At 68.4% G+C, this 12,304-nt stretch carries 13 protein-coding genes; 5 read left to right on the forward strand and 8 right to left on the reverse strand.

What is annotated here, in order from left to right; all coding sequences use genetic code 11:
* Positions 1–32 precede the first annotated feature (32 nt).
* On the forward strand, positions 33–545 hold the full coding sequence (locus DSP71_RS05410; protein WP_258546276.1) for an SRPBCC family protein: 513 nt from the start codon (positions 33–35) through the stop codon (positions 543–545).
* Positions 542–985, forward strand: coding sequence for a YdeI/OmpD-associated family protein (locus tag DSP71_RS05415; protein WP_061017017.1), 444 nt, complete (start codon positions 542–544; stop codon positions 983–985). The genes DSP71_RS05410 and DSP71_RS05415 overlap by 4 nt, the downstream gene beginning before the upstream one ends.
* Positions 986–1,081: 96 nt before the next feature.
* On the opposite strand, the gene DSP71_RS05420 is transcribed toward DSP71_RS05415, so the two are convergent.
* The 4 genes from DSP71_RS05420 to DSP71_RS05435 all read right to left on the reverse strand — a co-directional run bounded on the left by DSP71_RS05420 (position 1,082) and on the right by DSP71_RS05435 (position 5,618).
* Positions 1,082–1,858: an enoyl-CoA hydratase-related protein gene (locus tag DSP71_RS05420; protein WP_113680581.1), complete on the reverse strand. Its 777-nt coding sequence runs from the start codon at positions 1,856–1,858 to the stop codon at positions 1,082–1,084.
* 111 nt (positions 1,859–1,969) lie between these two features.
* Positions 1,970–2,875: a 3-hydroxyisobutyrate dehydrogenase gene (gene mmsB, locus DSP71_RS05425; RefSeq protein ID WP_113680572.1), complete on the reverse strand. Its 906-nt coding sequence runs from the start codon at positions 2,873–2,875 to the stop codon at positions 1,970–1,972.
* The gene (locus tag DSP71_RS05430) at positions 2,872–4,074 is read right to left on the reverse strand and encodes an acyl-CoA dehydrogenase family protein (RefSeq protein ID WP_113680573.1); all 1,203 of its coding nucleotides are present in this window, start codon (positions 4,072–4,074) and stop codon (positions 2,872–2,874) included. Before DSP71_RS05430 ends, mmsB begins: the two co-directional genes overlap by 4 nt.
* A 41-nt stretch (positions 4,075–4,115) precedes the next feature.
* Entirely contained in the window at positions 4,116–5,618 is a 1,503-nt protein-coding gene (locus tag DSP71_RS05435) for a CoA-acylating methylmalonate-semialdehyde dehydrogenase (RefSeq protein ID WP_113680574.1), read from the reverse strand.
* Between the two features lie 414 nt (positions 5,619–6,032).
* Here DSP71_RS05435 and DSP71_RS05440 point away from each other — a divergent pair, with 414 nt between their 5' ends.
* The 3 genes from DSP71_RS05440 to DSP71_RS05450 all read left to right on the forward strand — a co-directional run bounded on the left by DSP71_RS05440 (position 6,033) and on the right by DSP71_RS05450 (position 7,647).
* Positions 6,033–6,617 (forward strand): antibiotic biosynthesis monooxygenase, encoded by a 585-nt coding sequence (locus DSP71_RS05440; protein ID WP_113680575.1) that lies wholly within the window; start codon positions 6,033–6,035, stop codon positions 6,615–6,617.
* A 98-nt stretch (positions 6,618–6,715) separates the two neighbouring features.
* Positions 6,716–7,144 (forward strand): hypothetical protein, encoded by a 429-nt coding sequence (locus tag DSP71_RS05445; protein WP_211368704.1) that lies wholly within the window; start codon positions 6,716–6,718, stop codon positions 7,142–7,144.
* Positions 7,144–7,647, forward strand: coding sequence for a ClbS/DfsB family four-helix bundle protein (locus tag DSP71_RS05450; protein ID WP_113680576.1), 504 nt, complete (start codon positions 7,144–7,146; stop codon positions 7,645–7,647). The genes DSP71_RS05445 and DSP71_RS05450 overlap by 1 nt, the downstream gene beginning before the upstream one ends.
* A gap of 8 nt (positions 7,648–7,655) precedes the next feature.
* Here the strand turns inward: DSP71_RS05450 and DSP71_RS05455 are convergent, their stop codons facing one another.
* From DSP71_RS05455 to DSP71_RS23185, 4 genes are all read right to left on the reverse strand, one after another.
* Positions 7,656–9,137: an MFS transporter gene (locus DSP71_RS05455; RefSeq protein WP_113680577.1), complete on the reverse strand. Its 1,482-nt coding sequence runs from the start codon at positions 9,135–9,137 to the stop codon at positions 7,656–7,658.
* A 174-nt stretch (positions 9,138–9,311) separates the two neighbouring features.
* A complete protein-coding gene (locus tag DSP71_RS05460; protein ID WP_046747546.1) occupies positions 9,312–10,442 on the reverse strand; it encodes a bifunctional 2-methylcitrate synthase/citrate synthase in 1,131 nt (376 codons plus the stop codon).
* Positions 10,443–10,444: 2 nt separating this feature from the next.
* Positions 10,445–11,347: a methylisocitrate lyase gene (prpB, locus tag DSP71_RS05465; protein ID WP_058632947.1), complete on the reverse strand. Its 903-nt coding sequence runs from the start codon at positions 11,345–11,347 to the stop codon at positions 10,445–10,447.
* Positions 11,347–12,304, reverse strand: a 958-nt coding sequence (locus DSP71_RS23185; protein WP_258546277.1) for an MmgE/PrpD family protein, incomplete at its 5' end; no start/stop codon positions are given. The genes DSP71_RS23185 and prpB, both read right to left, overlap by 1 nt.

Here is a 12,304-nt window from a genome sequence, read left to right on the forward strand (position 1 = left end):
GGCGATCGTGGCCCGGCTGCGCAAGGACGCCGGTGACTTCGCCGACCCGCGTCCGCAGCCCGAAGCGCTCTGACATGCCGCGGTTCGCGCTCGAGACGGTCATCGGCGCGACGCCCGCCGAGGTGTTCGCCGCCTCGCTCGACCCCGAACTGCACGTGAAGAGCATGGCCCGATTCGGCGAGACGATGGTCGAGGCGCCGGCGGGCGGCGTCTTCACCGAGGGGACGACGGCGACCTGGCGAGCACGCCACTTCGGCATCCCGTTCCGACTGCGCTCGCGGGTGTTCGACGTCGATCCGCCGCACGGGTTCTCGGATCGGCAGATCGCCGGGCCGTTCGCCGCGTTTTTGCACGAGCACCGCTTCGAGGAGCATCCGGACGGCACGCTCATGCGCGACACCGTGACGTTCCGCTCACCGTTCGGTCCGCTCGGTCGGCTGGTCGACGCGTTGGTCCTCGGCAGATACATGCGCCGCCTGATCTCCGAGCGCAACGCGATTCTCGCCGCCGAGTTCGGGGAGCCCGGGCGTACTCTTTCGGCATGAGCGAACTGCGCCTGCACACCGTCCTCACCGGCCGCGGCCCCGCGGCGGCCATCCTGCTCACCGACGATCAGGTCGCGTCCCTGGGTGCGGGCAAGGCGTTCCCCGTGGCCGTGACGATCGGTGGGCGCACCGCGCGTTTGCGCTTGGCACGCATGGGCAGCGAGAACATGATCGGCTTCAGCAAGGCCGTCCGCGCCGACCTCGGGCTCGACATCGGCCAGGAGATCGACGCTGTGATCAGAGTGGATGCGGCCGAGCGCACGGTCGACGTTCCGCCCGAGCTCGCCGCCGCGTTGGACGCCGACCCCGCACTGCGCTCCGCCTTCGACGCCCTGTCGTACTCGGTGCGCAAGGAGCACGCGCGAAGTGTGGCCGAGGCGAAGCAGGAGGCGACGCGCGAACGCCGGATCACGAAGATCGTCGACGCACTCCGCAGCTGACGGCGTGACGAACTCCGCAGAAGTACTCATCGGGCACCACGCAGAGCGCCGCTTCCGGCATGGCGCCCTCAGTTCTGCGGAGTCGTCCACGAGCGGTCAGCGGTTCTGGAAGTCCGGTGACCGCTTCTCCCGGAAGGCCGACATGCCCTCCTTCTGATCCGCGGTGTCGAACAGCGCGGCGAACGCCTGCTTCTCGTGCGCGAGCCCTTCGGCGAGGGTCGTCTCCATCGCCGCGTCCAGCGCGGCCTTGGCGGCGAACACGGACGGGAGCGACTTCGAGGCGATGCTGTCGGCGAGTTTCGTCGCCTCGGTCAGGAGCTCCGCGGTCGGCACGACACGGGACACGAGGCCGGAGCGCTCGGCCTCCTCCGCCCCCATGAACCGGCCGGAGAGCACGAGCTCGGCTGCTTTGTAGTAGCCGACTGCACGGATCAGACGCTGCGTGCCACCCATGCCGGGGATCACGCCGAGGTTGATCTCGGGCTGCCCGAACTTGGCGTTGTCGGCCGCGAGGATGATGTCGCACATCATGGCCAACTCGCACCCGCCGCCCAGCGCGAACCCGGAGACGGCCGCGATCACGGGGGTGCGCACCGCAGCGAACTCATGCCACACACCGAAGTGATCGGTCTCGAGCATCTGCGCCGCCGACATGCCCTCCATCTCCTTGATGTCGGCACCCGCGGCGAACGCCTTCTCCGACCCGGTGACCACGATCGCGCCGACGCCCTCGTCCGCATCGAAAGCGAGCGCGGCGGCGGTCACCTCCTCGGCGATTCTGCTGTTCAAAGCATTCAGCGCTTCCGGCCGGTTCAGGGTGATCCACCCCACCCGTCCGCGCTGCTCGACCAGGATCGTCTCGTACTCGGTCATGTCGCCCTCTCCGTCGTGGTTGCGTTCCACCTTCACCCCTGCGTTCGAATCGCGCAAATGGTGGCTCCCAGGTGCCCGATGGAACCATTCGCGCGATTCGAACGGCCGTCATCACACGCGGTCGTCGCGGATGTCGGTGATGATGCCGGAGAAGTCGCGGCTCGCCCCGTCTCCGGCAGCGAACGCGGCGTAGATCTCCTGGGCGAGTCGGCCCATCCGCGCATCCGTCGACGTCTGCTCGATCGCCTGCAGCGCGAGACCGAGGTCCTTCGCCATCAATGCACCGGCGAATCCGGGCTGGTAGTCGCGGTTCGCCGGGCTCGTGGGCACCGGTCCGGGCACGGGGCAGTTCGTCGTGATCGACCAGCACTGCCCTGACGCCTGGGACACGACGTCGAAGAGCGCCTGGTGCTCGAGCCCGAGGCGCTCCCCCAGCACGAATGCCTCCGCGACGGCGATCTGCGAGACCGCGAGCACCATGTTGTTGCAGACCTTGGCCGCCTGTCCGAGCCCAGATCCGCCGCAGTGCACGATGCGCTTTCCCATCACCTCGAGGAGCGGAAGTGCCGCGGCGAAGTCCTCGTCCGACCCGCCCACCATGAACGCGAGAGTGCCGTTCTCCGCGCCGACCACTCCCCCGGACACCGGGGCATCGACGTTGCGGTGTCCGGCGGCGAGAGCGAGCGCGTGCGCGGCACGGGCCTCGTCGACCGCGATGGTGGACGACTCGATGAACAGCGTGCCGGGTCGCGCAGCCGCGAGCAGCTCGGTGCGATACGCCTCGATCACGTGCTTCCCGGCGGGGAACATCGTGATGACGACATCCGCCTCCGCCACGGCCTCCGCCCCGCTCGCCGCCACCGCGATGCCGGCCGCCCGCGCTGCCTCGATCGCCGCCGGAACCAGGTCGAAGCCGTGCACCTCATGACCGGCGGCGACGAGGTTCTTCGCCATCGGCAGTCCCATGTGCCCGAGTCCGAGGAAGGCCACGGCCGCTTTCGACGACGACCCGGTCATGATGCGCTCCGCATCTGATCTCCGCCACGCTGCACGGACGCCGAGCCCGCCGGTCGCAGCATCTCGCGTCCGACGATCAGACGCATGATCTCGTTCGTTCCTTCCAGGATCTGGTGCACCCGCAGGTCGCGGACCACCTTCTCGATCCCGTAGTCCTGCAGGTAGCCGTAGCCGCCGTGCAGCTGCAGGGCGCGATTGGCGACGTCGAATCCGGCATCGGTCGCGAACCGCTTGGCCATGGCGCAACGCATCGTCGCGTCCGGCGCGTGCTCGTCGACCGCCTGCGCGCCATCGCGCACCATGAGGCGTGCGGCGTGCAGGTCGGTGCGCATGTCGGCGATCGCGAACAGGATCGACTGCTTCTCGGCGAGCGGTTCGCCGAACGCCATCCGCTCGTGGACGTACTGCACAGCCTTGTCGAGCGCCCATTGCGCCCCGCCCAGCGAGCACGCGGCGATGTTGAGCCGACCGCCGTTGAGCGCGGACATCGCGATCGCGAACCCGCGTCCCTCGTCGCCGAGCATGGCGGATGCCGGGACTCGGACGCCGTCGAGGATCACCTGTCGGGTGGGCTGCGCATGCCACCCCATCTTCTTCTCCGGTGCGCCGAAGCTGAGGGATTCGGAGTCTCCCGGCACGAGGAACGCGCTGATACCGCGTGCTCCCGGTTCTCCCGTGCGCGCCATCACGACGTAGACGGCGGCCTCGCCCGCACCGGAGATGAACTGCTTCACTCCCGTGAGCACGTAATCGTCGCCGTCGCGGACCGCACTCGTCGCGACGTTGGCCGCATCAGACCCCACCCCCGGCTCTGTGAGGCAGTAGCCGCCGAACTCCGACATCGCGGTGAGCTGCGGCAGCCACGTCGCGCGCTGGCTGTCATCACCGTAGGTGTCGATCATCCACACGACCATGTTGTGGATGGAGATGTACGCCGCGACCGCCGGGTCACCCTTCGCGAGCTCCTCGAAGATCGCGACGGTGTCGAGCCGACTGAGTCCACTGCCCCCGAACTCCTCGTCGACGTAGATACCGCCGAGCCCGAGCTCTCCTGCACGGTTCAGCGATTCCCGGGGGAACAGGTGCTTCTCGTCGCGTTCCGCGGCGTAGGTGGCGAGCTCGGTCTCGGCGAACTCGCGGACGGCGCCGATGATCGCCTCGCGCTCCTCGGCGGTGGTGGTGACGGTGGTCATGGTCATCGCTTTTCCTTAGAAGTTGGGTCCCTGAGCTTGTCGAAGGGTCAGTGCATCGTGGGGATGACGAAGCTGGCGCCGTCGCGGATGCCTGCCGCGGGCCAGCGACTCGTCACCGTCTTGGTCTTCGTGTAGAAGCGGAAGGCATCGGTGCCGTGCTGGTTGAGGTCGCCGAAGCCGCTGCGCTTCCACCCGCCGAACGTGTAATAGGCGATCGGCACGGGGATCGGCACGTTCACCCCGACCATCCCGACCTCGACGCGGGCGGCGAAGTCACGAGCCGCGTCGCCGTCGCGCGTGAAGATGGCGACCCCGTTGCCGTACTCGTGCTCCGAGGCCATGCGCAGCGCCTCCTCGTAGTCGGCGGCGCGGGCGATCACGAGCACAGGGCCGAAGATCTCCTCGCGGTAGATCGCCATGTCGGTGGTGACGTGGTCGAACAGGGTCGGTCCGAGATAGAACCCCTCTTCGTGCCCTTCGACCGTGAAGCCGCGACCGTCGGCGAGCAGCGTCGCACCCTCGTCGATCCCCTGCTGGATGTAGCCTTCCACCCGTTCGACGGCCGCCCGCGTGACCAGAGGTCCGTAGTCGACGTCCGCGGCGAGGGAAGGCCCCACCCGCAGCTGGGCGACACGTTCGGTGAGCTTCGCGGCGAGGGCGTCTGCGGTCTCCTGCCCCACCGGTACGGCGACCGAGATGGCCATGCAGCGTTCGCCCGCCGAGCCGTAGCCGGAGCCGATCAGCGCGTCGACGGCCTGGTCGAGGTCGGCATCCGGCATCACGATCATGTGATTCTTGGCACCGCCGAAGCACTGCGCGCGCTTGCCGTGGGCTGCGGCCGTCGCGTAGATGTACTCCGCGATGGGCGTGGACCCGACGAAGCCGACCGCGCGGATGCGGTCGTCGGTGAGCAGCGTGTCGACCGCCTCCTTGTCGCCGTGCACCACGTTGAGGACGCCGGCGGGCAGGCCCGCCTCGAGGAAGAGTTCGGCGATGCGCACCGGCACGGAGGGGTCACGCTCGCTGGGCTTGAGCACGACCGCATTGCCGGCGGCGAGCGCGGGGCCGGCCTTCCACAGCGGGATCATGGCGGGGAAGTTGAAGGGCGTGATCGCGGCGACGACCCCGAGCGGCTGCCGCATCGAGTACACGTCGATGCCGGCTCCGGCGCCGGTGGAGTACTCGCCCTTGAGGAGGTGCGGAGCACCGGCGGAGAACTCGATGACTTCGAGCCCCCGCTGGATGTCGCCCTTCGCGTCGTCGACCGTCTTGCCGTGCTCGCTCGCGAGGAGTTCGGCCAGAGACGTCATCTCGCGCTGCACCAGGTCGAGGAAGCGCAGCAGCACGCGGGCGCGCTTCTGCGGGTTGGTCGCCGCCCACGCCACCTGCGCCTCTTCGGCGTTCGCGATCACGCGGCGCACCTCGTCGGCCGATGCGAGCGGAACCCTGGCCTGCACAGCGCCCGTGCTCGGATCGAACACGTCGGCGAAGCGACCCGAATCGGGAGTGAGAAGCGATCCGCCCACGAAGTGCGGGATAGTACGAGTCATTGTGTGACATCCCTCCGTGCCGTCATTGGCACATTGGGGAGTTTACTCGGAGTACCGGACATTTACTAGGACATCCTCGTATCTTCCGGATCAACCTCGCCCTCGGCAGTGTTGGGTGTTCGCATCGCGTTCACCGTCCGGCCATCTCGCCCGGGTAGAACTGCAGATGCGCGGACAGAGACTCAGACCGGATCGGGTGTCACGTCCACCGCGCGCACGGTGAGCGCTCTCGCTCCCGTCGCGGCTCCCACGCCGCGTGACCCCCGCCGAATCGGGTCGGCGGGGGTCTCTCTGTGCACGGGCGGATCCGGCCGGGAACCTCCCGCAACCGAATTAGAATCGACCAAGCGCCGTCACCCTGGCGCATCCGCTCCGGCGCCCCGACCCCTGGCGCCCGTTCCCGAGGACCGCACCATGTCCGAACCCCTCACCGTGTCCATCCGCCGCGAAGTCGACCCCGAGCGCATCGTCGAGGCGACCGCCTGGGTGCAGACGGGGGTGAACCTCGCGACGAAGTATCCGGGCTTCCTCGGCTCAGGCTGGGTGCGCGCCGGCGAAGACTCGCAGGTCTGGCACATGCTCTACCGCTTCGCGAGCGAGGATTCGCTCACCGCGTGGGAGCAGTCGGCCGAGCGGGCATGGTGGCTGTCGATGGGCGAAGGTTTCGTGCGCAGCGAGCGCTCCAAGCGCCGCACCGGGATCGAGGGCTGGTTCGACGAGCCGACCACCGGGACGATCACGCTTCCGTCCTCCGACGGCACCACCGAGACGGTCACTGTCGTACCCGCCCCGCCGCGCTGGAAGCAGGCGACCTCGATCTGGCTGGGCTTCTTCCCCGTCAACCTCGCCTTCACCTACGCGATGAGCCCGGTTCCGGGATGGAACGAACTGCCGATCTGGTTGCGGGTGCTCGTCACCACGCTCGTGCTCACGCCGATCATGGCGTACTGGGTTCTCCCGTTCGTCACCCGGTCGCTGCGGAGCTGGCTCGCCCGCTGACCGCGCGCTCGGCGTCGTGCTCCTGAGCGACCGCGAGCATCGGTTTTCCACGCCCGCCGCTCCCGCGCCACGCGGGCACCGGCCGGTACGGTGAGCCCATGCGATCGACACCCCGCGCCCTCCGCATCGCTCTCGCCACCGTCGCGGCGCTCAACCTCCTGTCGGCTCTGATCGGAATGGTCGGGTTGACGGTCGGCGGCGGGATGGGACTGCCGCCCGAATGGCTCGACGGCAGCATCTTCGACTCCTACGTCTGGCCGGGGATCATCCTGGGCGTCGTCGTCGGCGGCGTGCAGGCGCTGGCTCTCGTCGCGCAGTTCGGCCGATTCGGCGTCGCGTGGGCGATGCACGCGGCGGCCGGGCTGACGATGATGATCTGGATCTTCGTCGAGATCGCCATGATGCTCGTCTGGTCGCCGCTGCACGGCATCTTCTTCGCGACCGGCCTGATCCAGACCGTGCTGGCGGTGCTCGCGCTGGGTGCCTGGCCCCGACCCTTCTTCGCGCGGGACAGCCGGACGCACTGATGGCTGTCCCCGCGACGAAGGACGACCTGCTCACGGCGATCCGGACGGAGTACGCGCGCTTGTGCGCCGACCTGGATCGGGTGCCGACGGACTCCGCCCGCGAACTCGTGCTGCCCGGTCATGTCAAGGACACCATGATGAGTCCGGCGGACCTTCTCGCTTATCTGATCGGCTGGAACGAGCAGGTGCTCACCTGGCACGAGCGTCGCGCCGCCGGGCTCCCCGACGAGCTGCCGGCGGCAGGTTTCGGCTGGAACGACCTCGGGGCTTTGGCTCAGCACTTCTCCCGCGACCACGAGAACGCGTCCTGGGTGGAGCTGCGTGCACGCCTCGACGACGCAGAGCAGCGGATCGAAGCCCTCGTCCTGAGTCGCTCGGACCAGGAGCTCTACGGCGCCCCGTGGTACCGCACCTGGACGATGGGGCGCATGATCTCGCTCAACACCTCATCCCCCTACCGGAACGCGCGTGGTCGCATCCGCCGCTGGCTCCGGGCCCGCTGAGCGCCGGCTCAGGTCCCCTTCCCCGGCGAGACCCCCTCGTCGGGCGAATCCACGAGCGAGAGCGGATCCGCAATGTCCTCCAGCGACTTGCCCGCGGCGCTGACCCCGAAGATTCCGCAGATGACGCCGCCGAACATCATGATCGCCGCCCCGAGCACGTACCCCCAGAACAGGGGGCCGCGGTCGCCCGACTCGGCACTCGCGCCGATCAGCGACCCGTAGAGCACCGGAGCGATGGCCCCGACGAGCTGCCCGATCGAGAAGACGTACGAGATCACCTGGCTGCGCAGTTCGAGCGGGAAGATCTCGCTCACCGTCAGGTATGCCGCCGACGCACCGGCCGAGGCGAAGAAGAACGACGCGCACCAGAACGCCGTGTGCGTGGCCGCGTTCAACACGCCCGCGTTGAACAGGAACGCGCTGACGAGGAGGATCAGGCCCGCGAGCACGTACGTCGAGAACAGCATCCGCCGCCGCCCCCAGGTGTCGAAGAAGTGCCCGAGGATGAGCGCCCCGGCGAGGTTCCCGACGGCGAACACGATGAAGTACTGCGACGCCGAAGCGGGCGGGGTGTCGTAGAAGTTCTCCAGCACCAGCGCGTACGTGAAGAAGATGGCGTTGTAGAGGAAGGACTGCGTCACCATCATCGTGATGCCCACCAGCGTGCGCCGCGGGTACTTCTTGAACAGCACCTTCGCGATCACGAGGAACGGCACGCGGCCGTACTCCTTGACCGTGATGGCCTTGCTCTCGTCGACGGGTGGGATCGTCTTGCCCTCCTTGCGGATGCGCTCCTCGATCTCGTCGACATTGCGCTCCGCCGCCTCTTCGCGTCCGTGCGTCATCTGCCAGCGCGGGCTCTCCGGGATGTGCCGGCGCATGTAGATGAGCAGCAGTCCGAGGAGGGGTCCGAGGAAGAAGCTGAGCCGCCACCCGATGTCCTCGGGAAGGATGTCGGTGTTCAGGAAGAACACGTTGGCCACGGCACCGAGCGCCGCACCACCCCAGTAGGTGCCGTTGATCGCGATGTCGACACGTCCGCGGTAGCGCGCCGGGATGATCTCGTCGATCGCCGAGTTGATGGCCGCGTACTCGCCGCCGATACCGGCGCCGGCCACGAAGCGCCAGATGTAGAAGAACCACGGCGCGAAGGCTAGCCCTGCGACCGCGGAGCCCACGAGGTACACGGCAAGGGAGACGAGGAAGAGCTTCTTGCGTCCCAGGCGATCGGTGAGGCGTCCGAAGAAGAGGGCACCGAAGACCTGACCGAGCAGGTAGCACGTGCCGGCGAGCCCCACCTCGGCCGGGCCCATGCCGAGGGTCGCGGCGTACCCGTTCGCGGCGACGATCTGCACCTCGAGGCCGTCGAGGATCCACGAGAACCCGAGCCCGACGACGATCAACCAGTGGAATCGCGACCACGGCAGCCGGTCCATACGTGCGGGGACGAGTGACCTGACCTCCTTGACGGCGGCATCGGATGCGGACATGGACCCTCCTTCGTACGGGACGTGCTTCCGTCCCCGGGGTCTGTCCTACTCCCGTCGCCGACTTCGCCGCAGCCACCTTGACCCGGGAGCCTCCGGGGCGCTACAGCGTTGGAATCGCGCGAAGGTTCCATCCCGGGTGGAGATGGAGCCATTCGCGCGATTCGAAGGGCGGGGTCAGCCGACGTGGCGCTCGTCAGGGCCGTCGTAGAAGGAGAGGGGGCGGATGAGCGCGTTCGATCCGGCCTGCTCGATCACGTGGGCCGTCCACCCGGTCACCCGGGCCGCGACGAACAGCGGCGTGAAGGTGAGGGTGTCGAAGCCGATCAGGTTGTACGCGGGACCAGAGGGGTAGTCGAGGTTCGGGTAGATGCCCTTGCGGGCGACGAACTCCGACTCGAGCGCGTCGTACAGAGCCGCGACCTCCGGGCGGTCGTAGTGCTCCACCAGGGTGTCGAGCGCGGCCTTCATGGTCGGCACGCGGGAGTCGCCCCTCTTGTAGACGCGGTGCCCGAAGCCCATGATCTTGCGCTTCTCCGCGAGGGCCTTGTCAAGCCAGGACTCCACCGCGTCCGCCGACCCGATCTCGTCGAAGATGTGCAGCACGGCCTCGTTGGCCCCTCCGTGCAGCGGACCCTTGAGTGCACCGATGGCACCGACGACGGCCGAGTAGATGTCACTCAGCGTCGAGGTGATCACCCGCGCGGTGAAGGTCGAAGCGTTGAAGGAGTGCTCGGCGTAGAGGATCATCGACCGGTTGAAGGCGTCGACCACGACGTCGTCCGCCTCCTCCCCGAAGGTCATCCAGAGGAAGTTCGCCGAGTAGTCGAGGTCGTCGCGCGGGGCGATGAGCTCCTGGCCACGACGACGACGCTGACCGTACGCGACGATGGCCGGCAGCGCGGCGAACAGCCGGATGCTGCGCTCGAGGTTCTGCTCCGGGCTGCCGCCCGCATCGAGCACCGAACCCCCGGCGCCGGGATCGGACGCGCCGATCAGGCTGACCGCGGTGCGCACCTCGTCCATCGGATGCGCCTCGAGCGGCACCAGGTCGATCGCCGCCTTCACGTTGTCGGCGAGCGCGCGGTGCTTCCGCTCCTCCAGCCGGAACGCGGCGAGTTCTTCGGGGGTCGGCAGCTCGCCGTTCCACAGCAGATACGCCACCGCCTCGAAGGGCTGGGTGTCCGCCAGCTCCTGCACCGGGTAGCCGCGGTACAGCAGGCTGTTCGTCTCGGGGTTGACCTTCGAGATCGCGGTCGTGTCGACGACGACGCCCGCAAGGCCCTTCTTGATGTCCGGCTCGGTCATGGTCACTCCTTCGTGATGGTGAAGTTGAAGACGCCCGAGTCGAAGTGGTTGTACGACTCGTAGTCGATCAGATCGTAGAGATCGGCGCGGTGCTGCATCTCGCCGAGCTTCGAGGTCAGGTGCCCCTCGTCGTTCAGAGTATCCAGTGCGCGGCCGGCGGCCCCCATCGAGATGCGCAACAGCGACACCGGCCAGATGACCAGGTTCACTCCGGCGTCGCGGAGGCTGTCGACGGAGAACAGCTCGCTCTTGCCGAACTCGGTCATGTTCGCCAGGATCGGCACGTCGAGCGCCTCGGCCATCGCCTCGAACTCGCCCAGGGTGCGCATCGCCTCGGGGAACACGGCGTCGGCGCCGGCATCCACCAGCGCCTTCGCGCGGTCGATCGCGGCGTCCAACCCCTCGACGGCCCGGATGTCGGTGCGCGCCATGATGAGGAAGTTCTCGTCGCGGCGGGCGTCGGCCGCGGCACGGATCCGCTTGATCGCGGTGTTCTCGTCGACCACGGCCTTGCCGTCGAGGTGACCGCAGCGCTTCGGGTTGATCTGGTCCTCGATGTGGGTGCCGGCGAGACCCGCGTCTTCGAGCTCCTGGATCGTGCGGGCGACGTTCATCGGTTCCCCGAAGCCGGTGTCGGCGTCGACGATCGCGGGGAGGTCGGTCATGCGGGCGATCTGCTTGGCGCGGCCGGCGACCTCGGTGAGCGTGGTGAGGCCGATGTCGGGGAGCCCCAGGTCGGCGGAGAGCACGGCGCCGGAGATGTAGACGCCGTCGAAGCCCTTCTGCTCGATCAGTCGGGCGCTCAGCGGATTGAACGCTCCGGGGAAGCGCAGCAGCTCCCCGGAGGCCAGTCGCTCCCGGAAGAGGCGCCTCTTCTCGGCAGGTGTGACGGTGGAGTACAGCATCAGAACAGACCCTTCGGGGCGTCGGCGGCTTCGAGCAGTCCGGGCTTCGCGACGATCGACAATTCGCCGACCTCGGCAGCGGTCAGTTCGGGCAGGCGCTGCACGAGGGCGAGGAAACGCTCGATCTCGGCGGGCTCGAGCACGGGCTCCGCCAGCAGACGGAACTTCGCGATGTAGTTCTCGCGGGCGAAAGGGCGCGCTCCGAGGGGGTGCGCATCGGCCACGGCGATCTCGTCCACCACGACCTCACCGTCGGTGAGGCGGATCTCGACGCGACCGCCGAACGCCTTCTCGGCCGGGTCCTCGGAGTGGTAGCGGCGCGTCCACTCGGCATCCTCGGCCGTGGTGATCTTGTGCCACAGCGCGACCGTGTCGGCGCGACCAGCGCGCTCGGGGGCATAGGAGTCGACGTGGTGCCAGCCGCCGTCCTGCAGGGCCACCGCGAAGATGTACGGCACCGAGTGGTCGAGGGTCTCGCGCGACGCGGTGGGGTCGTACTTCTGCGGGTCGTTCGCGCCCGAGCCGATCACGTTGTGCGTGTGGTGGCTGGTGTGGATGACGATGGACTCGATGTTCGCAGGGTCGCGCAGCGCGGGGTTCTGCAGGCCGAGCTTGCGGGCGAGGTCGATTAGCGCCTGCGCCTGGTACTCGGCGGAGTGCTCCTTCGTGTACGAGTCCAGGATCGCGCGCTTGGGCTCGCCGGCGGCGGGCAGCGGCACGTCGTACGAGGCGTCCTTGCCGTCGAGCATCCACGCGATCACGCCGTCTTCACCTTCGTAGATCGGCGCGGGGCTGGTCTGACCGCGCATCGCCCGGTCGACCGCCTCGACGGCCATCTTCCCGGCGAAGGCCGGGGCGTGCGCCTTCCAGGTGGAGATCTCACCCTTGCGGCTCTGGCGGGTGGCGGTCGTGGTGTGCAGCGCCTGGCCGACCGCCTGGTAGATCGTCTCGACGTCG

Source organism: Microbacterium sp. H6 (genome assembly GCF_003314775.1).
Taxonomy (GTDB): Bacteria; Actinomycetota; Actinomycetes; order Actinomycetales; family Microbacteriaceae; genus Microbacterium; species Microbacterium oxydans.

Bases quoted from the DNA above. Each gene is read 5' to 3' on its own strand.
- DSP71_RS05415 (WP_061017017.1), top strand. From the start codon at position 542: ATGAGCGAACTGCGCCTGCACACCGTCCTCACCGGCCGCGGCCCCGCG.
- DSP71_RS05420 (WP_113680581.1), bottom strand. From the start codon at position 1,858: ATGACCGAGTACGAGACGATCCTGGTCGAGCAGCGCGGACGGGTGGGG.
- mmsB (WP_113680572.1), bottom strand. From the start codon at position 2,875: ATGACCGGGTCGTCGTCGAAAGCGGCCGTGGCCTTCCTCGGACTCGGG.
- DSP71_RS05430 (WP_113680573.1), bottom strand. From the start codon at position 4,074: ATGACCATGACCACCGTCACCACCACCGCCGAGGAGCGCGAGGCGATC.
- DSP71_RS05435 (WP_113680574.1), bottom strand. From the start codon at position 5,618: ATGACTCGTACTATCCCGCACTTCGTGGGCGGATCGCTTCTCACTCCC.
- DSP71_RS05440 (WP_113680575.1), top strand. From the start codon at position 6,033: ATGTCCGAACCCCTCACCGTGTCCATCCGCCGCGAAGTCGACCCCGAG.
- DSP71_RS05445 (WP_211368704.1), top strand. From the start codon at position 6,716: ATGCGATCGACACCCCGCGCCCTCCGCATCGCTCTCGCCACCGTCGCG.
- DSP71_RS05450 (WP_113680576.1), top strand. From the start codon at position 7,144: ATGGCTGTCCCCGCGACGAAGGACGACCTGCTCACGGCGATCCGGACG.
- DSP71_RS05455 (WP_113680577.1), bottom strand. From the start codon at position 9,137: ATGTCCGCATCCGATGCCGCCGTCAAGGAGGTCAGGTCACTCGTCCCC.
- DSP71_RS05460 (WP_046747546.1), bottom strand. From the start codon at position 10,442: ATGACCGAGCCGGACATCAAGAAGGGCCTTGCGGGCGTCGTCGTCGAC.
- prpB (WP_058632947.1), bottom strand. From the start codon at position 11,347: ATGCTGTACTCCACCGTCACACCTGCCGAGAAGAGGCGCCTCTTCCGG.